Origin of the sequence: Nostoc sp. NMS7, from assembly GCF_017115085.1 — a bacterium.
Classification (GTDB): Bacteria; Cyanobacteriota; Cyanobacteriia; order Cyanobacteriales; family Nostocaceae; genus Nostoc.
This window is the reverse complement of sequence record NZ_JABXKJ010000248.1, coordinates 13,513-36,560: the sequence shown is the minus strand read 5'-3', so window position 1 is coordinate 36,560 and position 23,048 is coordinate 13,513. Positions and strand designations below refer to the sequence as shown.

General features: G+C 40.6%; 18 protein-coding genes, 1 tRNA gene, 1 pseudogene and 1 CRISPR repeat array. Of the genes and pseudogenes, 8 read left to right on the top strand and 12 right to left on the bottom strand.

The window, feature by feature from the left end:
• Nucleotides 1-12: 12 nt before the first annotated feature.
• The 4 genes from HWQ38_RS35030 to HWQ38_RS35015 form a co-directional block, all read right to left on the bottom strand.
• A complete protein-coding gene (locus HWQ38_RS35030; protein WP_292803386.1) occupies nt 13-486 on the bottom strand; it encodes a hypothetical protein in 474 nt (157 codons plus the stop codon).
• Nucleotides 480-989 (bottom strand): hypothetical protein, encoded by a 510-nt coding sequence (locus HWQ38_RS35025; RefSeq protein WP_292803383.1) that lies wholly within the window; start codon nt 987-989, stop codon nt 480-482. Before HWQ38_RS35025 ends, HWQ38_RS35030 begins: the two co-directional genes overlap by 7 nt.
• Nucleotides 911-2,404, bottom strand: coding sequence for a type I restriction-modification system subunit M (locus HWQ38_RS35020; protein ID WP_292803380.1), 1,494 nt, complete (start codon nt 2,402-2,404; stop codon nt 911-913). The genes HWQ38_RS35025 and HWQ38_RS35020 overlap by 79 nt, the downstream gene beginning before the upstream one ends.
• A gap of 197 nt (nt 2,405-2,601) precedes the next feature.
• Nucleotides 2,602-2,802, bottom strand: a complete 201-nt coding sequence (locus HWQ38_RS35015; protein ID WP_084227262.1) for a hypothetical protein — start codon at nt 2,800-2,802, stop codon at nt 2,602-2,604.
• A 218-nt stretch (nt 2,803-3,020) separates the two neighbouring features.
• Between HWQ38_RS35015 and cas12k the strand changes: the two genes are divergently transcribed.
• Together cas12k and HWQ38_RS35005 are read left to right on the top strand one after the other, a co-directional pair.
• Nucleotides 3,021-5,108 carry a type V CRISPR-associated protein Cas12k gene (gene cas12k, locus HWQ38_RS35010; protein ID WP_292803375.1) on the top strand — a complete coding sequence of 696 codons (2,088 nt, stop codon included), beginning with the start codon at nt 3,021-3,023 and terminating at the stop codon, nt 5,106-5,108.
• 651 nt (nt 5,109-5,759) lie between these two features.
• Nucleotides 5,760-6,306: a CRISPR direct-repeat array (repeat unit 37 nt; unit sequence GTTTCTAAAGCCCTCCCGCTAGGTGGTGGGTTGAAAG).
• Between the two features lie 4 nt (nt 6,307-6,310).
• Complete coding sequence (locus HWQ38_RS35005; protein WP_292803372.1) at nt 6,311-6,451, top strand: hypothetical protein; 141 nt, start codon at nt 6,311-6,313, stop codon at nt 6,449-6,451.
• A 269-nt stretch (nt 6,452-6,720) separates the two neighbouring features.
• Here the strand turns inward: HWQ38_RS35005 and HWQ38_RS35000 are convergent.
• Nucleotides 6,721-6,793, bottom strand: a tRNA-Ala gene (locus tag HWQ38_RS35000).
• Nucleotides 6,794-6,858: 65 nt separating this feature from the next.
• Complete coding sequence (locus HWQ38_RS34995; protein ID WP_292803369.1) at nt 6,859-7,587, bottom strand: HAD family phosphatase; 729 nt, start codon at nt 7,585-7,587, stop codon at nt 6,859-6,861.
• A 693-nt stretch (nt 7,588-8,280) separates the two neighbouring features.
• Between HWQ38_RS34995 and HWQ38_RS34990 the strand changes: the two genes are divergently transcribed.
• The 3 genes from HWQ38_RS34990 to HWQ38_RS34980 all read left to right on the top strand — a co-directional run bounded on the left by HWQ38_RS34990 (nt 8,281) and on the right by HWQ38_RS34980 (nt 11,499).
• Nucleotides 8,281-9,462, top strand: coding sequence for an RtcB family protein (locus HWQ38_RS34990; RefSeq protein ID WP_292803366.1), 1,182 nt, complete (start codon nt 8,281-8,283; stop codon nt 9,460-9,462).
• Between the two features lie 220 nt (nt 9,463-9,682).
• Complete coding sequence (locus HWQ38_RS34985) at nt 9,683-10,579, top strand: AraC family transcriptional regulator (RefSeq protein WP_292803363.1); 897 nt, start codon at nt 9,683-9,685, stop codon at nt 10,577-10,579.
• Between the two features lie 107 nt (nt 10,580-10,686).
• Entirely contained in the window at nt 10,687-11,499 is an 813-nt protein-coding gene (locus HWQ38_RS34980) for a class I SAM-dependent methyltransferase (protein ID WP_292803360.1), read from the top strand.
• An 8-nt stretch (nt 11,500-11,507) separates the two neighbouring features.
• On the opposite strand, the pseudogene HWQ38_RS34975 reads toward HWQ38_RS34980, so the two are convergent.
• Nucleotides 11,508-12,410, bottom strand: a pseudogene (locus HWQ38_RS34975) (Rpn family recombination-promoting nuclease/putative transposase).
• 204 nt (nt 12,411-12,614) lie between these two features.
• The gene (locus tag HWQ38_RS34970; RefSeq protein WP_292803357.1) at nt 12,615-13,916 is read right to left on the bottom strand and encodes a dihydrolipoamide acetyltransferase family protein; all 1,302 of its coding nucleotides are present in this window, start codon (nt 13,914-13,916) and stop codon (nt 12,615-12,617) included.
• A gap of 442 nt (nt 13,917-14,358) precedes the next feature.
• Here HWQ38_RS34970 and HWQ38_RS34965 point away from each other — a divergent pair, with 442 nt between their 5' ends.
• Nucleotides 14,359-14,880, top strand: a complete 522-nt coding sequence (locus tag HWQ38_RS34965; RefSeq protein ID WP_292803353.1) for a hypothetical protein — start codon at nt 14,359-14,361, stop codon at nt 14,878-14,880.
• 62 nt (nt 14,881-14,942) lie between these two features.
• Here HWQ38_RS34965 and HWQ38_RS34960 read toward each other — a convergent pair whose 3' ends face one another.
• Nucleotides 14,943-15,392, bottom strand: coding sequence for a YlqD family protein (locus HWQ38_RS34960; RefSeq protein WP_292803498.1), 450 nt, complete (start codon nt 15,390-15,392; stop codon nt 14,943-14,945).
• 41 nt (nt 15,393-15,433) lie between these two features.
• Nucleotides 15,434-17,410, bottom strand: coding sequence for an AMP-binding protein (locus HWQ38_RS34955; protein ID WP_292803350.1), 1,977 nt, complete (start codon nt 17,408-17,410; stop codon nt 15,434-15,436).
• 230 nt (nt 17,411-17,640) lie between these two features.
• Between HWQ38_RS34955 and HWQ38_RS34950 the strand changes: the two genes are divergently transcribed.
• Complete coding sequence (locus HWQ38_RS34950) at nt 17,641-17,886, top strand: hypothetical protein (RefSeq protein WP_292803347.1); 246 nt, start codon at nt 17,641-17,643, stop codon at nt 17,884-17,886.
• A gap of 104 nt (nt 17,887-17,990) precedes the next feature.
• Here HWQ38_RS34950 and HWQ38_RS34945 read toward each other — a convergent pair whose 3' ends face one another.
• On the bottom strand, nt 17,991-18,575 hold the full coding sequence (locus tag HWQ38_RS34945) for a CVNH domain-containing protein (RefSeq protein WP_292803344.1): 585 nt from the start codon (nt 18,573-18,575) through the stop codon (nt 17,991-17,993).
• A gap of 679 nt (nt 18,576-19,254) precedes the next feature.
• Here HWQ38_RS34945 and HWQ38_RS34940 point away from each other — a divergent pair.
• Nucleotides 19,255-20,841, top strand: a complete 1,587-nt coding sequence (locus HWQ38_RS34940; protein WP_292803341.1) for a glycosyltransferase family 39 protein — start codon at nt 19,255-19,257, stop codon at nt 20,839-20,841.
• 44 nt (nt 20,842-20,885) lie between these two features.
• Here the strand turns inward: HWQ38_RS34940 and recQ are convergent, their stop codons facing one another.
• Complete coding sequence (recQ, locus tag HWQ38_RS34935; RefSeq protein WP_292803338.1) at nt 20,886-23,048, bottom strand: DNA helicase RecQ; 2,163 nt, start codon at nt 23,046-23,048, stop codon at nt 20,886-20,888.

Below are 23,048 nucleotides of genomic sequence, written 5' to 3'. Positions count from 1 at the left end.
TTATTTATCCTCCTAATTTAAATAAGTATTCATCAACCAAGTTACAGGATTATCCACAGACACTTTTAACAAACCTTGATGCCGTAGTGAGTTCTTCAGTAACCGATCATCAGTAGAAAGTAAGACATCTGCCTGAGCAACTTCTGCACAAGCAATATGAAAAGAATCATAAAGACCAAAACCTAAATTCTCCAATTGCTGTGAGCGAAAATCTACACCTTCATCTATATTGATAGTAATCACAGCAAATTCCAAGAATTTTAATATATTCTCTAATTTGTCGAGATTACGCATTTTCTCTAACTCCACCCTGATAGCTTCGCTGGTAACAAGTCGCCATTCTCTAATACGAATGCGCTCCATAATGCTAAGAATAGCTTCCCCTTCTAAACGAACTCGCTCTTGTGTGCAGTCGTCAAAAGGACGATTTAGACAACAAACATCAAGATAAATTTTATAGTTTCCTTCCTGTTTATCCGTTACCACACCAACCCCATCCTCTGCAAATGCGCTTCAACCTTAGCCGTCAACTCCTCCACACGACTCGTCAACTCCGGTAAAGGCGTATCATATCGTTCCGCCAACTCCTGGATTCGCTTTGTCAACCGTTGCGAAATCCGATCCATCTCTGAAGCGATCGCCTGTCTTAACGTCGGCATCCACTTATCATCTACTACCAGCGTTTTTATCTCGTCCTCGGTTAAATCCCCGTATCTTGTTAAAATATAATTATCCAAAAATTGAGTCAATACTTTAATTTCTTTACTAATTTCCGCCTCTTGCTCAATCAGCTTTAAATAAGCCTTTAATACCTTTAACTCATCCGCAAACGTGGCATCATTCTTGATTGCCTTAATGCGATCATTGACATTCGCTTTGGTAATTTTCCCACTGTCATTAGTGGCTTCCTCTAGCAAACCCTCCTCACCGCCATGTTCTTCTTGCAGTTCCTCCTGCTGGCGAACAATTTCATCCTTTTTCGTTTCCAAGGTAGCGATCGCCGCCTGTTCAGCTTTAAAATAGCGGGTATCCCCCCCAACAGATGCGCCTCAATATCCTGAATATCTTCCTCTTCCTGACTGTCGATATAGCGCGGGATATTCAGATTGTACTCATGCCCCGCAATTTCCTGAACTGACACCATCCGCGAATACTTCGCCACTTCAAGCTGTTTGTTGAAGACATCAACAATTTTATGAATGTCCTGCTCCCGTAGGCGGTTTTTATTGCCGTCTTTAACAAACCCCTTGCTGGCATCAATCATAAAAATGCCTTGGCGATTCTCGGCATCTTCCTTGTCTAACACAATAATGCAGGCTGGAATCCCCGTCCCATAAAACAGATTCGGCGGTAGCCCAATAATCCCCTTGATAATTCCCTTGCTAATCAGATTTTTCCGAATTTCCGCCTCCGCATTCCCGCGAAACAGCACCCCATGCGGCAGAATAATCGCCCCTTTGCCTTGACTTTTTAGGGAGCGAACCATGTGCAGCAAAAAAGCATAGTCCCCATTTTTAGCCGGAGGGATACCATAGTTATCAAACCGTTTAAATTCGTCTTTGGCTAGATTAAGTCCATTGCTCCAAGCCTTCGAGGAAAAGGGAGGATTAGCCACAGCAAAATCAAAAGTTTTCAGGCTACCATCCGCATCTTTGAAGTAAGGAGTTGATAAAGTATTGTCTTGCCAAATTTCAGCAGTAGGGTGTCCGTGCAGGATCATGTTCATCCGAGCCAAGGCGCGGGTAGCGTTGTCCATCTCCTGTCCGTAGATGGTTAAGCCCCGTTCTGCTTCATCCGCCGACTTTAACAACAGAGAACCACTACCACAAGTCGGGTCGTAAATCGTTTGACTCTGACTTTGGGCTGAATTAACGCCAATAACTTGAGAGATTACACGGGAGACTTCCGCCGGAGTATAAAATTGACCCTTGCTTTTGCCTGATTGCGTCGCAAAGTTACGCATCAGGTACTCATAGGCATCGCCCAAAATATCATCACCATCGGCGCGGTTCTTACTAAAATTCAAAGCAGGGGTTTCAAAAATCGCCACCAAGTTGGAAAGCCTATCTTGCATTTCCTTACCCTTGCCCAGCTTATCGGCATCATTGAAATCAGCTACATCAATAACACCCTTTAAATCATTGGCTTCGGCTAAATTGGCGATAATTTTGTTAATGCCATCCCCTATATCTTTCTGTCCTTTGAGGGCAACAATGTCCTGGAAGCCTCCGCCTTCAGGCACTTCAATCAGTGCATCTGCTACACCTGCATATTTGTCAGATACATATTTAACAAACAATAAAACTAGTACATAATCTTTATACTGCGAGGCATCCATGCCACCTCGCAGTTCATCACAGCTTTTCCATAACGAACTATAAAGTTCACTTTTTTTAATTGCCATTTCGTGTAGCCTTCAAAAAACCTCCCCCGCTCAACTTTGCCAGACGTTCTTAAGCCCGTCTGACACTTTGCCTTGAAGTTTTTACATCGTGCAAAGAACCAATAACATACCACGCACAAGGACTTTGCTCATGTAGTGGCTGAGGATATATCGTATACCAGGAATTTACAAATTGTCCTATCTGCAAAAGCTAGATATTATTGCGGCGGATTTTGCTTCTTTTCCCGCTCCTCAACTGCCTTACTCACAAGCCGCACAACAAGATTACTGATGGGACGGTCTTCTTCCTCAGCCCATCTCACCAATGCCTCGTGGATATCTTTGGGGAAATATATGGAAGTTTGTACGCGATCGCTTTGACTCATCAACACTACAAAGATTTGTTGCCAGTTCATCATACTCCCGTAACCTTGGAACAAGGCTCAATAATGTTTAACAATGTTTGACAATGTTTTATGGTAGATTAAAACCATTACTGAACAAGTGCGATAATACCGAGGTTTTTGGATGGCGATCAGGTCAAGTGGCGATCGTTATCTGGCGAAGACGAATAAGTAGTTAGTTCTAAATTACACAAACAAAAAAAAATTATTGATTCGGTGGAGATGTTGTCACCATGAGTAGCGATCGTAAGAAGAAATCCACGATTTCAGTCTATAGAACCATACGATGCCATTTAGATGCTAGTGAAAATATACTTCGCCAAGTATGGGAAGAAATGACTCAAAAAAATACTCCTCTGATTGTTCAATTGTTAAAGAGTGTAAACGAACAACCAGAATTTGAAGCTAATAAAGAAAAGGGAGAAATAACTAAGAAAGAAATCGTAGAATTACGTAAAATTGTCACAAAAAATCCTGAAATTGAAGAACAATCAGGCCGTCTTCGCTCATCAGCAGAGTCTTTTGTAAAAGAGGTTTATTCTTCATGGCTTACTTTATATCAGAAACGAAAAAGGCAGAAAGAGGGTAAAGAATACTTTCTCCAAAATATACTTAAAAGTGATGTTGAACTTGTAGGTGAAAGTAACTGTGATTTACAGACAATACGTTCTAAAGCACAAGAAGTACTTACTCAACCAGAAAAATTTCTAAAACAACTTACTATTAATGATGAAGATGTAAAACAAACCAAGTCAGCTAGAAAAAGAGTTAACAGAAATATTTATAATAAAAGTACCAATGCAGAACAAAGGGAAGATTCTAGTTCTCCAAACAATGTAGATGAAAATAAATTAGAAACATTAACTAATGTTTTATATAAAATCCATAAACAAACACAGGATATTCTAACCCGATGTGCAGTAGCTTACCTGATAAAAAATCATAATAAAATTAGTGAAGTAGAGGAGGATGTTCAAAAACTAAAAAAGCGTCGTAATGAGAAAAAAGTAGAGATAAAACGTCTAGAGAATCAAATTCAAGATAATCGATTACCTAGTGGTAGAGATATAACAGGAGAAAGATATAGTGAAGCATTTGACAACTTAATGAATCAAGTACCTAAAGATAATAAAGAGTGGGAAGACTGGATAGCTAATTTATCGAGGAAAATATCACATTTACCATACCCTATAGATTATCTATACGGTGATTTAACTTGGTATAAAAACAATGAGGGCAATATTGTTGTTTACTTCAATGGTTGGAGTGAATATCACTTTAAAATTTGTTGTAATAAACGCCAACGTCATTTTTTTGAACGCTTTCTAGAAGACCACAAAGCTTTTAAAAAAAGCGAGAAAAGTGAAGAAAAACTTTCAGGAAGTTTAATTACACTACGTTCTGCACAGTTGCTATGGCAACAATGTGAAGGCAAGGGTGACCCGTGGAAAGTTCATAAATTAGCTCTGCATTGTACCTATGATGCTCGTTTATGGACAGCAGAGGGTACTGAAGAAGTGAGAAAAGAAAAGACTGATAAGGCGCAAAAAGGAGTAAGTAAAGCAGAAGAAAATAAAAAGACTGACAAGGCACAAAAACGATTAAGTAAAGCAGAAGAAAATAAAAAGTTAGAGAACAATCAACAAATACAACTGAATAAAGATAAATCTTCATTATCTCGGCTTAAGAATTCATTTGCTCGTCCTAGTAAGCTAGTTTATCGAGGTCAATCTAATATAATTGTTGGTATCAGTTTTCATCCTGTTGAGTTAGCGACGGTTGCCATAGTTGATATAAATACTAAAAAAGTACTTGCCTGTAATACAGTCAAACAGTTACTAGGCGATGCTTTTCACCTGTTAAGCCGCAGACGACGGCAACAAGTACATTTAAGTATAGAGAGAAAAAAAGCTCAAAAAAAAGATTCACCATGTAATATAGGCGAATCGAAACTAGGTGAATACATTGAAAAATTACTAGCAAAGAGAATAGTAGAAATCGCTAAGTCTTATCAGGCAGGTTGTATTGTACTACCTAGATTAAAAGATATAAGGGAAATTCGCACCAGTGCAATTCAAGCCAAAGCTGAGACTAAAATTTCAGGTGATGTAAATGGTCAAAAATTATACGTAAAAGAATATAACCGTCAGATACACAATTGGAGTTACAACAGACTTCAAGAATCCATAAAGTCGAAAGCTGCTGAATTTAAAATTAGTATTGAATATGGTATCCAACCTCATTATGGCACTCTGGAAGAACAAGCAAGAGATTTAGCATTTTACGCTTACCAATGCAGAATTAATACTTTAGGTAGATAAAATTTCTACCTCAATATTCTATATTTTGGTGTATTAAATCGGTGCCATCTATTAATGATGCGACAGTATGACCCCTTTATGTAAATACTGTAAGAATGGGTTAGTTTAACGCTTAAAAAGCGTATTCTTTCTGGCCCTGGTAGCTGCCAACTCTACCTGTGCGATCATCTAAGTGTTTGTTAGTGGTAATTGCTTGGGTAAGCTAATACTGCTGTTAGATGAGAAAGTACTCGCACCGAGACGCATGGGAAGTATAAGGTGTTAGGGTTCCAAACAGCCCAGAACCTTAGCTCTTGACATCAAACTCTTTTAGCTTGGTGTTGGGTGCCAGAGCGGCCTGTACTACTGAAATCTTAGATTTTGGTTTTACGAGGAGGATCATTACCTCTTACTTTACAACAAAGTAAGGGTACGGGTATACCGTCACGGTGGCTACCGAACTACCACCCCCTAATTTTTATTTTTGGCAAGCCAAAGCGGGGTCAAAATCCCTGGGGTGCTGCCAATCGTCCAAAACTCTTGTCTGCACTGGGTATTACTGTTTCAGTCATGAATAAAATTTTATTCATTGGCTGTAGAAAATAGGAATTAAAGAAGGCTTGTCAAATTTGCCTTCAAAAACCATTGTTGGCACGAGTTTTCGTGGGTGGGGTTTCTAAAGCCCTCCCGCTAGGTGGTGGGTTGAAAGTCTCTGATACAGGCAAGCCCTGCTGGTTAATTCGTGTTTCTAAAGCCCTCCCGCTAGGTGGTGGGTTGAAAGATGCGGGTAACAAAAAACGACTCAACGACTCCAGGGTTTCTAAAGCCCTCCCGCTAGGTGGTGGGTTGAAAGTTGACTGAACCAGCGTTATGAACCCCGACGATAGGTTTCTAAAGCCCTCCCGCTAGGTGGTGGGTTGAAAGTAGCCAACGTCTCCCCAACTACCTGATTAATTGGTGTTTCTAAAGCCCTCCCGCTAGGTGGTGGGTTGAAAGGCGAGTCTCCATTAAAAGATAACTTTCAGCAACGTTTCTAAAGCCCTCCCGCTAGGTGGTGGGTTGAAAGCTGATGAGGATTGGAGTTGGCGCTTTGGAGAATTTCGTTTCTAAAGCCCTTCCGCTAGGTGGTGGGTTGAAAGGAATTAAAGTTGTCTTACGTCTTACCTGCAAAGGGGAGTGTGGGGTTTCCAAAGCCCTCCTTTAGGTGGTAGGCAGAAAGTTTTATGGCACTTTGGCTATATAATTCTGTATTAGGGTGGTTTGAAAGGAGTGCTGCGATCGCACGTAAAACGCAGCTATATATTATTGGAGCCTCTTCTTGGGTGGAAACAGCAAAACAAGAGGTAGTATATTTTTGTAATTAGACTGCAAATAAAGAGCTTTAAAGCTACTCTTGTAATTTAAGAGCCTTGGGCTTACTGTAATCAATTAAATTAGAAAACATATATTTAGCCGAGTTTTACAGGCTGATTTTGGACAATAATTCTTTAAAACTGGTTTCAACTCTGGACAATAATTCTTTAAAACCGATTTAATTGCTGAAAGCCGCGAAACTACGTAACTTATGCCCCTGAACTTGGAAAAAATGGACATTAATTCTTTAAAAGTGACAATAATTATTTAATGTACAAGATGGAGAATAACGGATTTGAACCGATGGCCTCTGCGGTGCGATCGCAGCACTCTACCAACTGAGCTAATTCCCCTTAATCGGCGATGAGTCCAGAGTAATATCACTCATTAACTCAATACATTATCACCATAGATTATTCTAACATTCAGTTACCGATTGCTGAGGCTGTTTTTGAGAATAAACCTTCTGTACGCGTTCGAGTTCCAAATCACTGAGATAATCAACAGTCCAGTTACAGCAACGCTGAAGCATGTGGAATGGGTATGTATTCGCTACACCCACAACTTGCATTTGCGATCGCTTCGCCGCTTCAATACCTGCTGGGGTATCTTCAATTGCCAAACACTCGTATGGTTGAAGATTCAATTCGGGATATTCTTGATTCAGGCGTTTTACTGCCAATAGATAACCATCGGGTTCTGGTTTACTGGTGGTGATGTCATCACCCGCGACGATAATTTGAAAATGTTCCGCTAGTTTAGCGCGATGGAGTACCAATTCTATTTCTTTGCGAATCGCGCCACTAACTAATCCTAGTTTCAGATGACGCGATCGCACTTGAAATATTAAATCTTCTACGCCTGGATATAAAGGCAGTTTCTCGATTTTCTCTAGTTCGACCGTATAAGCTTGGGCTTTGCGGTAAAGCAACTGACTTAAATAGTTTTCCTCAGCTACTCTACCACGATTAGCGAGTAATTGCCCAAAACAAGCGCGATCGCTGCGTCCAAGAGAAGCTTGACGCTCACTCACCCGTTGGGGTTGGAGATTTTCTTGAATGAGAATCTCATCTATCAGTTGCAGGTGGATTGGCTCATCGTTAATGATCACACCATTAAAATCAAAGAGAACTGCCTTTAAACTCATGCCATTATGCCAAATACTGGAGATCCAAGTTCCTCCAAATCATTATTATCTATTGATGTGGGAGCATACTGGCGAACATTTTCGGTTGTGATCGGTTTAACGGCACTAGTTACCTGATTTATCGATCATATATCTTGCGGCAGCTACGCCCGTCGTAGACATCGCACAGCTTCAAATCCGACTGCATCCATCTTCGCTTCCACGCTACCAGCAGCATACTCACTTGACGCGAACTTAGGCAACGACATCCTGATTAGTAGTTGTGGTAATCATACCTGATTGCCGTGGCCATCGGCTTGACGTTTGTAATTTATTTTGTTACATTTGTAGTGTGCAAAAATTACTCCTAAAAGTAGTTCTTCAGCTTTACAAAAATTGGGGAGCATCTCAGTGAAAGCAAATACACTACACCATAGGAGAAAGAAGATTCCTGCTCCCTCTCCGAACTCACGGAGAGGGCTGGGGTGAGGTTTAGGCTTTCTACACTCATTGAGATGCTCCCAAAAATTGAGTCAGCCAAATGAAAGACAATATAACATTTAAATTGCTACAACTAACTAGGTAATGGTTTATAAATCATAGTGATAATTATCAATGTCATATACCAAATCTGAAATCTAAAATCGTTCGACTGAGCGTTTGCGTAGCCTCTCGGAGAGAAGTCGAAGTCTAAAATCCAAAATAGAAAAGATTATGCCCTACGAAAAGTTAGAAATTACCACACCAACACCCGTCTTCTCTTGGGCAAATCACTCTTTGGGGTCAGAAGAAACCAAGATGGCAAAGAATATGGCATCGCTACCATTTGTGTTTAAGCACATAGCCTTGATGCCAGATGTTCACCTAGGAAAAGGTGCCTTAGTGGGTTCTGTAATTGCGACCAAACAGGCAATTATACCGGCTGCTGTTGGTGTGGATATTGGTTGTGGTATGAGCGCTATCAAAACATCATTTACCGCCGAACAACTAGAAGGTAAACTGAAGAAAATCCGCCTGGATATTGAAGCAGCAATTCCTACTGGATTTAACGAAAACAAAGACGTTGAAAAATCTGTCACCAACTGGCAACACTGGGATGATTTTAAAGACTTGCATCGCGGAGTGCAAGACCTACAAACTAAAGCGATGAAACAGATGGGTTCCCTCGGTGGAGGAAACCACTTTATTGAAGTGTGCCTTGATACAGAGAATCAAGTTTGGCTGATGCTGCATTCTGGTTCGCGCAACATCGGCAATAAACTAGCCCAATGTCATATTCACACAGCCAGAGAATTAGCAAAAATGGCAGGTAATAAATTATCTGACCCTGATTTGGCTCACTTTGTCGCTGGTACGCCAGAATTCCAAGCATACTGGCACGATTTGCAATGGTCACAAAACTATGCGCGTGTCAACCGCGATGTGATGATGGCGCGTTTTAAGCATATAGTTGAGAAGCATTTAGCAGGTGGAAAGGCAACTAAACCTTTATTGCAGGTTAATTGTCATCACAATTACGCCGAAAAAGAAGTGCATTTTGACGAGGATGTATACGTTACTCGTAAAGGTGCAGTCCGCGCCCAGACTGAAGATTATGGGATTATTCCTGGTTCGATGGGGGCAAAGTCTTTCATCGTTAAGGGTAAAGGTAATGCCCAGAGTTTCTGTTCTTGTTCCCACGGTGCAGGGCGTTTGATGTCTAGAAATAAGGCAAAAAATGTCTACACACTTGATGATTTGATTGAGCAAACTCAAGGCGTAGAATGCCGCAAAGATGAGGGTGTGTTAGATGAAATTCCTGGTGCTTATAAGCCGATAGAACAAGTTATGAAAAATCAAGCTGATTTGGTTGAGGTTGTAGCAACACTTAAGCAAGTTCTTTGTGTGAAAGGATAAATTTGTAGGGTGGGTAATCTCCACCTTTTTTATTTTTTTAAACGCAGAGGCACGCTGAGGGAAGCGCAGAGGTACGCTGGGGAACAAATGATTGTTTTAAGTGAATTGACTGAATAAATAGGGTCATTTGCTAGCGCTAGCGAAAATAAATTAATAGTGTAATTTTGTCACGCATTAGCTTACTATATTTTTTGTAGTAGCTCACAAGTTATTAGGCAACATGAAATCTGAACAACTCTCAGCCATTCATGTGGCAAGCGGAAATCTTGTGCCGATGACCAGCAAACCTCCTATTTTGTCCAGCATTAATCACTGGAATGGGATTGTGCTTGAACAGCACCATTTACCCGCCTTTGAATGTCCAGAACTTTGCTTACAGCAGCACAGCATTAATATTTGGCTTGGTAATTCATCTCAAATAGACTGGCGACTAGCCGGTGGAAGGTTGCACAGTACGCAGATGAGGAGAGGTTGGGTAAATGTTACTCCAAAGGGGATTCCGACTCAAGCCCGTTGGCATCAGGAAATAAAATTTCTCTTAGTCTCTTTTGATTCGAGTCTATTTAAGAGAGTAGCAGATGAACTGATCGTTGGGAGCGATCGCACTATTGAAATTATCCCACAGCGCGGAGTCTGCGATCGCCAAATTCTTCATCTGGGAATGGCACTCAAAATAGAGCTTGAAGCCGGATGTCCATCTGGTAAACTATATGGTGAATCAGTTGCGATCGCTCTAGCAGCCCATCTCCTCAAGACTTATTCTGGAACAGGGCAACTAATTGCATTTGAGGTTAATCTTTCCAAGCGTCAATTACGGGAGGTAATTGATTATATTTATGACAACATAGCACTAGAATTAACGCTGGTAGAACTGGCTAGTCTAGTGAATATGAGTTCTTATTCATTCTGTCGTTGGTTTAAACGTTTAATGGGTTTTTCCCCACATCAATACGTTATTCAATGCCGGATTGAGCGAGCTAAATTTTTACTCACTTATACTCAATTACCTATTATCGAAATTGCACTTCAAGTTGGCTGTTCTAGCCAAAGCAACTTTACTACCCTTTTTCGTAAGCATATAGGAATCACACCCAAAGCATATAGAGAAATCATATAATTTTTGGAATTTTGCAAGATTTAAACATTTTGAAAGCAAGTTTTCAGAAGACAGAAGTTTCACTCACAATTTATTCTCATAATTGACCAGTGAAAATCGAGAATATCATGCAAAATAGTGAATACGAACAACAGTATAAGAAAAAAGTAATTGATTTCTTTGATAGCAGAACTAGCTATGACAACGATTACACAATCCATCGTGCTCTACCTCTAGTAGATTTAGTTCAACTTCAAAAGGGACAAAAAGTATTGGATATGGCAACTGGCACAGGTATCATTGCCATTGCCGTTGCACAAATTGTTGGCTCTGAAGGAAAAGTAACTGGGGTGGATTTTTCTTCAGGGATGCTAGCTCAAGCACAACAGAAAATTGAAGAATTAGGCTTGCAAAATATCGAATTTCTTGAAGCTGATGCTGAGTATATCGGCTTCAATGATGATAGTTTCGATGTAATTCTTTGCTCTACAGCAATAGTGTATTTCAAAGATATTCTTGCTGCTCTACGTAAATGGTATCGTTTTCTCAAACCAGGGGGAGTTGTAGGTTTTTCTTGTTGCTCTGAAGAATCTTGTGGAGCGCCACTTATAATCGAGATTTGTGACAAACATGGTATTTTACTGACAAATATCAATGAGCCAACAGGCACTCCCGAAAAGTGTCATCATCTGCTTACAGAAGCTGGTTTTAAAGATATTGAAGTGAAGACCCAACAACTAGGTTTCTACCGCAATCTAGAGCAAGCTAGAGCATGGAATGGAGGATGGTTTCATCCCAGAGAAAATCCCTTGTTAGAGGTTTCATCAAAGGAAATCGAAGAATTAAAAACAGAGTATGATCAAAAAATTGAAGCAGAAGCAACTGAGCAAGGTGCTTGGTATGAAAATCTGACTTTTTTTGTAACTGGTCGAAAACTTTAGAACAAACTCTAACTTTCTATTGTGTTTAGCCAATTCATTAAATCAGCTTCACTAGCAAAATCTAGTAATACTTCACCCAAATTTTCTAACTGAGCTAGAGACAACTCTTGCAGCCGAAATTGTAACTGAGAATTAATTGAACCGAGCCGACGAGTTAATAGACGCATGACTAGCCTTAGTTCTGATTGTCTTCCTTGTTCTATGCCTTGTTCTATACCTTGTTCTATGCCTTGTTCTATGCCTTGTTCTATGCCTTGTTCTCTCCCTTCTTGAAGTCCTTCTTGGAGAATTTCTTGATAAATGGCAGATTCTCTCATATCTTCTCTCCTCAAAAACTGACGAATGAGTTCTGGCTCAAATACCAACCCTGCCAGTAGTTGGGTACATACCGAAATACTCTGCTTGGTGGCTGCTTCTTCAATCATACTCACCTGAACTGCTACCTGTTGAAGTAAGCTTTGAGGAGAATCTGTTCGCGCCAAAGTTGCTAGAGGTAATAAACCAGGAGATAACATTAACGGTTCTGGATCTTGTTCTCAGATTCGGATGACGCGGTAACGGTGGGTAGTATTGCGGGTAGTAAATTCATTTACAAATACAGCTTCTGAAGTTGTCGGTTTAAGAAAAATCACTACCTGCTCGATATCGCAATTGTATTGTCGATATAGCCGCACCCAATAGTCCAACATCCGCAGTGGTAAGGGTGGAGTCGAGGCTGGCAAGGTTTGAAACTCTAAATACAGTATTTGATTGGCAGTTTGCAAAAAGGTTACTGAATCGGCACGAATTGGTTCTTGATTTAATTCTGTTTTGAGAATCTGGATATCTGTTGCATCAGATGCTAATAAGTAGCGGATAAAATTTTCTGGATACTGCTCAACCAGATATTTCATGGTGTTGTCGTATGTCACTTTGATATCAGTTTGGACATCAGAAATTTAAGTTTATACCAATTTGAAAAAAGAATTTAACAGATACAAAAGAAAGAAACCCAGATTAAATCAGGCTTTCTTAATTTTGAATTGGTATTAGTTATTGTTTGTTGTTAGCGCTACTCTATGACAAACTGCTGCTCGCTGGTAGCGCTAACATTTAAATTTGGTGTCTTTTCAAAATTACATTGTCAAAGATTGAGGATTCATCTCAATCAATTTCGCTAAATCTTGCAGGAACGCCGCAGCATGGGCACCGTAAATAATCCGGTGGTCAGAAGTAATATTGACTTGCATTTGTTGCCGTACACTAAATAAACCGTCGGGTGTTGCTACCACTTGCGGACGGGATGCCCCGATCGCTAAAATTGAACCTTGTCCAGGCGGCAAAATCGCATCAAATCTATCTACTCCAAACATCCCCAAATTTGACAGGGTAAAAGTACCACTGTTGTATTCTTGGGGCTGTAGTTGTTTTGCCCTGGCACGTTCTACCAAAGACTTCCAAGTACGCGATAGAGAATAGATATCCACTGCGTCGGCATTTTGCAGCACAGGCGTAATCAATCCGCCATCATCCATCGCTACTGCTACGGAAATGTTAATATCAGAATGATAGACAATGCCCTGCTCTGAGTAGCTAGCATTTAACAATGGGTGTTTTTGCAACGTCACTGCTACAGCTTTCGCCAGTAGCGCTGTCATTGTCACGCCTTTGGATTTAATTTGTTTATAAAGTTTGTCTAATCCATCGGTGGTAATTGTATAACCGACACGGAAGACGGGCACGGATATGGTGGCTACCATATTCCGCACTACGGCATTTTGGAAGGTAGTTAGAGGCACGATTTGACCCGGAACAGCCGCTACTACGGTTGCGGGTGCTGCTGTCCGAGGTGCTGGGGGTGCAACTGGGGCGCTGATTGGTACGGGTGCTGCTGGGGCAACTGGGGCAGTGGCGGGTTGTTTGCCCTGATTCGAGAATGCTTCTACATCTTCGGCGACAATGCGACCGTGGGGGCCACTACCTTCGAGTGTAGTTAAATCAACTTTCAGTTCTTTGGCTAACTTGCGGGCACGGGGTGAAGCTACAAGCCTTCCTTCTTTGTGGTTAGACCCTTTTTGAGACGCTAAGGCAGGTGTTGCAGCTGAGGCTGTGTCGGCGGCGATTGGTTCAGGGGAAGAGGTAGTAGCAGCCGCACTGCCGGAATTGGCCAGAGATTTCGCAGTTTCAATTTCAGCTTCTGTTTCGGCGATGAAGGCGATCGCAGATCCTACCGGGGCAGTTTCACCAGCTTCAACTATAATATGGGCAAGAAATCCTTCATAAAAGGTTTCTACATCCATATCTGCCTTATCTGACTCTACAACCACCACTGTTTCGCCTTTTTCCACCTTCTCACCTGGCGATTTCACCCAGGAAACGATTTTGCCTTCGGTCATGGTGGAACTCAGCGCCGGCATAAATACTTCGTGAATGCTCATAGGGTGGTTTGGAAATCAATGGTTTATGGACTTTAACAGCTTTTGTCAGATCGAATTGTATCTTGATGGGAGAGTTTTAGACTGTTTATATTTTAGGTTGGGCATTGGGCATTGGGAATTGGGCATGGGGCATTAGGAATTGGGAATTGCCATTGGCCATTCACTAATGACTAATGACTCTAGGAACCTAAATATAGTTTAGAGGTCTATAATACAGAACTATCCTCAATGGTTAGCAAATATCTTGCTCGATCTCGTTTTAGTCATTGACTTGCAAAAACCACCACGAGTTTCTCACAGATTAAATGGGATTGCTATTTAATATTCCTCATAACCACTACTTAAGAATACAAGAGCTTCTCACGGATAGAGGATATGGGATGCGGTTCAATCTAGAATTCAAAATTGGTAATAAACCTATTTGAAATTCCTGTTTACTTTTATGTCGGCAAAGCTGAAATTCTTTTTGATTGTGATATTAAGTATCTCTGCCACGGCTGGTACTGGAGTTTATATTATTCAGCACCAGCAATCTGCACCGATTGTTGAGACTAGTGATGAGCAAACCCAGCAGATGGGAGCAATACATCAGTCTCAGGAAGTTGCAGCATTCTCAGAGCGTTCCGATTATCAAATTATACCTTTAGAAAAACTTAACTCATCTCTCCAAGGCAGTAATCCTACTACCCTCGCCCTGAATGCCTTTGAGGACATAGCAGTGGGAGGAAAGCGAAAGATCGAGGTAGTTTATCCGCAGCCAAATCAGGCGTTAGTGACGATTACGCAAATCAAGCGGGGTGATAATTCTGTTGGTATAGTTAAATATCGAGCTGAGATGACAACCTTTGGGCGATCGCTTTTTATTAGCTCACCTCCAGTGTGGCAAATTATTTGGGCTGGCTCCCAGGAAGAATGTTCGATTGGGAGCCGCTCTCACACGAAGTTAAATCACATCTGTCATTAGTCATTAGTCATTGGTCATTGGTCATTAGTCACAAAACAAATGACAACGGACAAATGACAAATTTAAATGTCGCCGCGAATTTCTTCTACAACGCCATCGCGTAGAACGATTTCGACCTGCATTTTGCTAATTAAGTTATCACCGATTTCTACCCGGAAAAAGCCTTCCATTTGAAATTGATTGACTTCCTGATCCTGTTGGAGAAACTGCACTTGCTGGAGGTTTTGCAGCAACTGATTTTTCTGCTCTAGCAGTTCACTTTTCTTTTCATTGACTTGGAGTTGAATATTGTCAATTTGTTGAAGGGTCTGGGGTCCAGGTGGTTGCAGACTCTGCTTTTGAATTGCCGCCACCGCTCTTTGTCCTTCGACTTCTAGCTGTTGCAGTTGCTGGTCGATTTGATTGATCTGCGTTTGCAGCTGCTGTTGTACTTCCTCTTTCCACAGGGGAGTAACAATGACTTTGACGTTAACGACACGTTTCAGAAGCAAATTAGATTTGGAGACATCCATAAATATTTCACGTTCACTCTTGTAATTAGCAGGTGGAATCATCAGGCAAACATGCCGTCAATAATATCGCGATAGCGTTCGCTGACGACGTGTCGGCGAACTTTCAGTGTTTGTGTCATCAAGCCATTTTCGATAGAAAACTGTTCCAGAATGAGTTTAAACGTTCCGATGCGGTCATCCGGTCGAAAGCCTGGACGATTTTGCACTTCCCGATTCAATTCTTGCCGAAATAAATCCTGGATCATTTTACTCTGCAAGTCAATTTTTTGACTAGGTGAGGAAGTAACCTGATCATTGGGCGTATCCAGTGTCAGATTCTGGCTTGCTGCCCATTTTTCTAGGGCTTCGAGATTGGGGACAATTAAGGCTCCCAGACTGCGCTGATCTTGGCCGACGAGCATAATTTGATCAATGTATGGCGATCGCAAACACGCATCTTCAATCGGCTGTGGCTCGATATTTTCGCCGTTAGTCAATACAATCGTATCCTTTGCCCTGCCAGTCAGCACTAAATCATCTTGTGGTGTCAGCCAGCCCAAATCGCCGCTATCAAACCAACCCTCAGCATCAATTGCTTTCGCTGTCGCTTCGGGATTTTGGTAATAGCCTGGCATTATCTGCGGCCCCCTCAACAATACTAAGCCTCGTTTCTCTATTGGTAAAGGCGCTTTTGTCTCAGGATCTACAATTTTAGCTTCTGTAGCCGGAAGTGGTTGCCCTGATGCACCAATCAAATTTCGCCAAGGACGCCGCACATGGGTAACAGGAGAAGTTTCTGTCAAGCCATAACCTTGCAAAATCTGCACACCAATAATTTCAAAGAAGTTATCTATGTGTCTGGGAAGCGCACCCCCGCCGCTAATCATCTGCTTAACTTTTCCTCCTGTGGCTTCTCGCACCTTGGCATAAACCAGTCGTTCTCCCAAGGCATGGAGGGGTAATAAAGCAGCTACTTGTATCCTAGCTGCTAATTGTTCGACGGGTGAAGCATGAAGATTATTTAAATTCAACCCTTGAGCAACTCGCCGCGCTTTGATATATTTTTCGCTAATGCCCAATAAAAAGTTAATTAGGCGTTGCTTATTCGCTGGTTGTTCGCGGAACTGTTTCTGAACTCCTTCATAAATCGATTCCCACAGGCGGGGTACACCCACCATGTAGTTCGGTTTAAATTGTCTCAAATCTCCTTTGACAGAGCGCAAGTTGGTATAAACTTGCGTACAACCTTGAGATAGTAGGTAATATTCAACAGTTCGTTCATAACTGTGCCACGAAGGTAGGATGCTGAGAACCATGTTGCCCACGTTTGGTTGCACTACTGTCCCAAATGTTGTTACTTGGTGCATTAAGTTGTTATAAGACAGCATCACACCCTTGGGTTTGCCTGTGGTACCAGAGGTGTAAATTAGGGTTGCTAGAGCGTCACGATTTTGTTTGACTGGCACAAAATTATGATTTACCCCAATTTCCATCAACTGGGCAAAGTTCAGCACCTTTAGGGTTTGGTCTATTGGTGGTGCTTCATCCGAAAGTAAGATGACTACCTGAATTGGTAAATCATTGAGGCGATCTTGGAGTTTTTTAAGTGTTTTTAAATCCTCAACTACTATTGCCGTGCTGCCACTATTAGCGATGATAAACAGCAGTTCTTCTTTTTCCGCTTGGGAGCTACGCACCACATCAACTCCCCCAGCCGTCATTATCCCTTGATCGGCAATAAACCAGCGAGGACTGTTGTCAGCAATTAGGGAAATGCGATCGCCTACCTTTACTCCCAACGCCTGCAACCCAGTAGCAAATAGTTGCATTTGCTCTGCTAGCTGGGTATAAGTAATCACTACCTCTGGTTTAGCGTGAGGGCTACGGAGGGCGATAACATCACCAAATTGTTGAGCTGCCAAAGGCCAAATTTCTGGTAGCGATTCTACATTTGTGTAATCTACCAACCGCTTTAATGCCTGCCTTTCTCGCTCACTGATGTTAGATAAAAAAGAAGACGCGGTTTGGGTTTTTGACATAACACCTTACCTAAATATTGTAAACTGATTGTTTTCCAGTTTATTTTGTTGTTACGCTACAATGACCATCCTTATTATCCACATTTCCTTCTGTATATGATAATTCCAGGAATTCCACGTTTATATTTACAAAAATTTATGTTAAAGTTGATTTACATAGACTGCAAGCAATAGATTGTATTTGCATCTAAGAATAGCGATCGCCTACGTTTCACAGGAGATGATTACCTATGAATTTGATAGACACTATACTGCTAACGCTGCTCAATATTGCTGCTTGCGTGGCGTTCCCTAGACTTGTAGCTATCCTTCTGGCTGATAAAACCAAACTTAGTGAAGCGTTACCCAATGGTTCCAAATTACAAACTGCCAGAGTCGAACTTACCAGTTTTCCTTATTGTACAGCTTATGGATTGACAGGTAGCCAATTCTGTAAATTCAGTCCTGATTTCTGTGCCAAGTGTTCTCCGAACTAATGGACTCTTTGCAAGTAAATTATTTTAAAATTTAGATGAGGTAGATAAACTACCTCATCTAAATTTTGGTAAAACAACAAACTTTAACGCAGCCTAATGTCTACCTATGAATAGCGCAAAACTCCATTATTATTGTATATTCCCTTAATCAAAATTGATGTTGACCTATATGTGCCATTAATTCTGCGACAACTTGCCGTTAAGGTAGCTCCAGTAACACCAATTCTCCGACAAGAATTTTGATAACTACTAGCGGATCTGGGATTACTACTATAAAGCAAAACTCCATTATTATTGTATATTCCCCGAATCAAAATTGATGTTGACCTATATGTGCCATTAATTCTGCGACAACTTGCCGTTAAGGTAGCTCCAGTAACACCAATTCTCCGACAAGAATTTTGATAACTACTAGCGGATCTGGGATTACTACTATAAAGCAAAACTCCATTATTATTGTATATTCCCCGAATCAAAATTGATGTTGACCTATATGTGCCATTAATTCTGCGACAACTTGCCGTTAAGGTAGCTCCAGTAACACGAATGTTCCCACAGGAAGCTGGATAACTACTAGGATCGGTCGGTGCTGCAAAAGCAGAATTAATTGGAATTGTAGCCATGATTGCAGCACAAGCAGCAAGAGTCATTAAACGTGGTGACTGATTTAGCTTTGCGAGATAAGACACGAGTATTCTCCTTTGATAAATTGAGTTTTATTGCCCTTATTTTACGTGAAAAAGGACAGGGTTAATATACAGCAGATTGCAAGTACAACGAAGCAATCACAAAGATTTTGACGTGTTACATTTTGTTACGGGGTTAGCTTACAAGTTTGCTGATGCTTGAAGTGAGATACCCTAGCGCTCTTTTATATTTGTGAAGAGAGAAAAACCAGATGCTGGCTTTGAATCTTTTTCAACGAAAATCGGCGGGAATCCCCTACCTTCAAGGAGTGGGAGGAATAGCCGCCCGCCGATTTAGTCATTAGTCATTGGTACTAATGACTAATGACTCGAAATCCCCCAGCTTGAAGCCGGGGGATGAGTTAAAGCCTTGCTTTATCAGCAAAGCCAAAAAATCTTTGCTTACAATCAAGCACGAAGAAACAAGGATTTATATATTCTCTAATGAGAGTAATCAGAGGCTCCGTATCTTGACTTGCGGCAAAGTAGCCCAATCAGGCTGGAAAGGAGGTTTTAAAAGGGGTTTGAGCTTAAGTTGACACCAATGCACAGCTAAATGTGCGCCCCTGCGAGAATTTATTCAGTATAATTACTGATTGAAGCTAAACTAAAACGTAACTAATATAACGATTGACATAATATGAATCACACCATATAGAAAAAGAAAGAGGAAAATAGTTGAATGAAGAAATTATCAATAACTCCAATAGGCATAAAATTTTTAATTATCATTGTATTGACATTGGGAATATTTTTTCGATTCATTAATTTAGATAAAAAGATTTATTGGGGAGATGAAACTTTCACATCATTAAGGCTCTCAGGCTATACAGCAAAAGAAGTAGAGAGCCAACTATTTGATGGTAGAATAGTTACTATAGAAGATATACACAAATATCAACGCACAAATTCTCAAAAAAAATTCACTGATACTATTAAAGGATTAGCACTAGAAGAACCACAGCTTCCACCACTATATTTTCTAATAGCCAGGTTTTGGGTAAAACTTTTTGGTAATTCTATTGCAGTAACGCGGAGTATTTCTGCACTGATAAGTCTGCTAATCTTCCCTTGCACATATTGGTTGTGTCTAGAATTATTTGGTTCATCAATGGTGGGGTGGATAGCAATGGCAATTATGGCTGTTTCACCTTTTAATATATTGTATGCCCAAGAAGCAAGACCTTATAGTTTATGGGCAGTAACTATTGTCCTATCAAGTGCGTCATTTTTGCGAGCATTGCGACTAAAAACAAAGGTGAGTTGGTTGCTCTATGCAATAACAATGACGATTGGCTTATACACATACCTACTCACTATATTAGTAGCAATTGGAAATGGATTATATCTGCTGGTCATTGAACGCTTCAGATTTACTAAAACTGTCATTGCTTATATTCTCGCGTCATTGTTGGCACTTTTAGCATTTCTTCCTTGGATTTTGGCTATTGCTGTTAATTATAATAGTTTTCAAGAAACTTCAAAGTGGGCATTTGAAACTATGCCAATATCAAATATCATTCAAGAATGGATGAGAAATATCAGCTATAGCTTTATGGATTTTTGGTATTTATTTACATACTTACCAGATTCTAGATTTAATCTATCTTTCGGTATTTATTTAATTCCTCTACTGTTGATTTTAGTTGGATACTCCATTTATTTTGTTTGCCGTGAAACGCCCGCATCAATATCAGTTTTTCTTCTGATATTGATGGCTGCTAACTCTCTACCCATGGTGCTATTAGATTTGGTTTCAGGGGGATATCGGTCGATTATGGCACGATATTTTGTTCCCTCTTACTTGGGTATTCATTTATCTGTAGCCTATCTATTTGCTAAGAAAATGAATCCTATAAATAGAAAACTGTTTATCGCTAACTTATGGAAATTATCTTTTGTTGCTCTTCTGATGGGGGGGATTATATCTTGTTATGTTAGTTCCCAGGCAGAAACTTGGTGGACTAAAAGAACTCTTGACCACGTTATAGCATCTAAGCTAATTAACCAAACTTCTCATCCGCTATTAATTCTTGAAAAGAATATACCAACGGTACTATCTCTTAGTCATGTACTTAATCCAGACGTTGAGTTCCAGTTTATAAATACTAAACAACTCCCAATTATTCCTGATAAATTCACCAATATATTTTTACTGGAGTCTCCCAGATTTCCAGTCAATAAATTTGAGGAAAATCAAAAACTGAAAGTGAAGCTTGTCTACAAAGGTCGAAAGCAAAACCTCTGGGAAGTGAAAAGTTCTCACTAAAATATAAACAAAAAATAATAGCAGCAAGCTTAATAGACATAATATCACTTGCGATTTTCGCGCCGCCACTTACTCCGTAATAAGCGAATTTCATCAAAAGTGTAGCTTTCACCTAGTTGTTCTTTGATGGGAGTGAGGGAAATGTCACCGAGTACTTCTAAAACTTGCCAAATTTTTTGTTGATGTTCTAAAGGTACTAATATATTTAAATCAACTGGCTGATTTTTATCAATTAATTTCTCTAAATGATTGCTAACTGTTGCCGGACTAAGGTTGCGTTTTTGGGCAATTTGAGCAATATTTAAACCTTGTTGATGTAATTGTAATGTCTGTAATTCGGTGTAAGAAGATGAGTTGGGAGATGATACGGAAGCGGAAGTAACAGATTTATTTTGCAAACCTTTTTCTTGGCGGTAGGCGCGAATTTCTGTAATAAACTTTTCGCCATATTGAGCGAGTTTGTGACTACCTACACCAGAAAGTTTGGCAAATTCAGCTAAGTTTTGGGGTTGTACCTGTACCATCACTTTTAAAGTAGAATCGTGGAAGATGACGTAAGGTGGTACAGATTGCTCATCAGCTAATTGTTTACGTAGCGATCGCAATTTCTGTAATAATACCTCTGCAACTTCTGCTTTTTCACTCCCCGCTTCCCAGGTAATCTTTTGGACTGTGGTTACAGCTAGGGAAACTGGGCGTTGTTTTCGCATTACTTGCCAACTTAAGGCATTTAGTTTTAAAACTGAGTAACCATCGCTAGTTTGTTCTATTAACCCTTGATGTAAAAGCGATCGCCCCAACATTCGCCATTCATCTAGAGTTCTATCTTTACCAATACCATAGGTAGAAAGTTTATCGTGTTCGTACTGGATAATTTTGTCTTTTTTTGCCCCCCGCAACACATCAATTATGTGTAGCATCCCAAACCTTTCTTTGCAACGCGCCACACAAGATAAAAACTTCATGGCTTCAATTGTCCAATCTTGCATCGGTTTGGGATGACGACAATTGTCACAGTTACCGCAATTCCCAGCAAACCTTTCTCCAAAATAACCCAGTTGAATCGTTCGCCGACAATCAGTGCCTTCAGCATAATCGATCATCTGCCGCAGTTGTTGTTTGGCAATCAACTGTTCTTGAGGGTTAGTTTTTTGATCAATGCTCCATTCAATTGTTTTAACATCACCAAAGCTGAAAAATATTGTACACCGAGATGGTTCTCCGTCTCTACCTGCCCGACCCGATTCTTGATAATAACTTTCGATGTTTCTGGGCATATCAAAGTGAACTACCAACCGCACATCGGGTTTATTAATTCCCATCCCAAAGGCGACTGTTGCCACCATAACTCGGACATCATCTCGAATAAATCGCGTTTGATTACTACTACGTTCCTCATCAGTTAATCCGGCGTGATAAGGCAGAACAACAACTTTATCATTTTGCAGTTTAAAAGTGAGTTCATCAACTTTTTTCCGAGTTAAAGAATAAATAATTGTCGAACCTTCAGTTTCTCGAATTAGTTCTAACAATTCAGCGTAAGCATATTTAGTTTTAGGACGAACTTCGTAATAAAGATTTTCACGGTTAAAACTGGCGAGATGGATGCTAGGTTGCTTTAGTCCCAATTGTTGAATGATATCACTACGAACGCGATCGGTTGCTGTGGCGGTGAGGGCGACAGTAGGAACATCAGGATAGCGTTTTCTCAGAGATTTTAACTGGCGATATTCTGGACGAAAATCGTGTCCCCATTCAGAAACGCAGTGCGCTTCATCAATCGCAAAACTAGAAATACCGATTTTTTCTTTAACTAAATCGAGAAACGGGAGAAACCTTTCACTCAGCAGACGTTCAGGGGCGACGTAGAGTAATTTTACTTTCCCGTTGAGGATGGCTTCTTCCCGCGATCGCACATTGTAAGCATTCAAACTGCTATTCAGAAATGTCGCATTAATATTATTATTTCGCAGTGCTTCTACTTGGTCTTGCATCAAAGCAATTAAGGGCGACACCACTACCGTTAAACCATTTTTTAACAACGCTGGTAGCTGAAAACACAGAGATTTCCCCCCACCAGTCGGCATCACAACCATTAAATCTCGATTTTGCAGCGCCTCTTCGATAATTTGCCGTTGTCCGGGGCGGAATTGGTCGTAACCAAAGTGATATTTTAGCGCTTGTTCGAGATGGGGATACTGAAGCAT

Excerpts from the sequence above, each read along its gene's own strand:
- HWQ38_RS34960 (WP_292803498.1), bottom strand. The coding sequence starts at position 15,392 with ATGGATGTCTCCAAATCTAATTTGCTTCTGAAACGTGTCGTTAACGTC.
- HWQ38_RS34995 (WP_292803369.1), bottom strand. The coding sequence starts at position 7,587 with ATGAGTTTAAAGGCAGTTCTCTTTGATTTTAATGGTGTGATCATTAAC.
- HWQ38_RS34965 (WP_292803353.1), top strand. The coding sequence starts at position 14,359 with ATGTCGGCAAAGCTGAAATTCTTTTTGATTGTGATATTAAGTATCTCT.
- HWQ38_RS34990 (WP_292803366.1), top strand. The coding sequence starts at position 8,281 with ATGCCCTACGAAAAGTTAGAAATTACCACACCAACACCCGTCTTCTCT.
- HWQ38_RS34950 (WP_292803347.1), top strand. The coding sequence starts at position 17,641 with ATGAATTTGATAGACACTATACTGCTAACGCTGCTCAATATTGCTGCT.
- HWQ38_RS34980 (WP_292803360.1), top strand. The coding sequence starts at position 10,687 with ATGCAAAATAGTGAATACGAACAACAGTATAAGAAAAAAGTAATTGAT.
- HWQ38_RS35020 (WP_292803380.1), bottom strand. The coding sequence starts at position 2,404 with ATGGCAATTAAAAAAAGTGAACTTTATAGTTCGTTATGGAAAAGCTGT.
- recQ (WP_292803338.1), bottom strand. The coding sequence starts at position 23,048 with ATGCTTCAGTATCCCCATCTCGAACAAGCGCTAAAATATCACTTTGGT.
- HWQ38_RS34985 (WP_292803363.1), top strand. The coding sequence starts at position 9,683 with ATGAAATCTGAACAACTCTCAGCCATTCATGTGGCAAGCGGAAATCTT.
- HWQ38_RS35005 (WP_292803372.1), top strand. The coding sequence starts at position 6,311 with ATGGCACTTTGGCTATATAATTCTGTATTAGGGTGGTTTGAAAGGAGT.
- HWQ38_RS34970 (WP_292803357.1), bottom strand. The coding sequence starts at position 13,916 with ATGAGCATTCACGAAGTATTTATGCCGGCGCTGAGTTCCACCATGACC.
- HWQ38_RS34955 (WP_292803350.1), bottom strand. The coding sequence starts at position 17,410 with ATGTCAAAAACCCAAACCGCGTCTTCTTTTTTATCTAACATCAGTGAG.
- HWQ38_RS35015 (WP_084227262.1), bottom strand. The coding sequence starts at position 2,802 with ATGATGAACTGGCAACAAATCTTTGTAGTGTTGATGAGTCAAAGCGAT.
- cas12k (WP_292803375.1), top strand. The coding sequence starts at position 3,021 with ATGAGTAGCGATCGTAAGAAGAAATCCACGATTTCAGTCTATAGAACC.
- HWQ38_RS34940 (WP_292803341.1), top strand. The coding sequence starts at position 19,255 with ATGAAGAAATTATCAATAACTCCAATAGGCATAAAATTTTTAATTATC.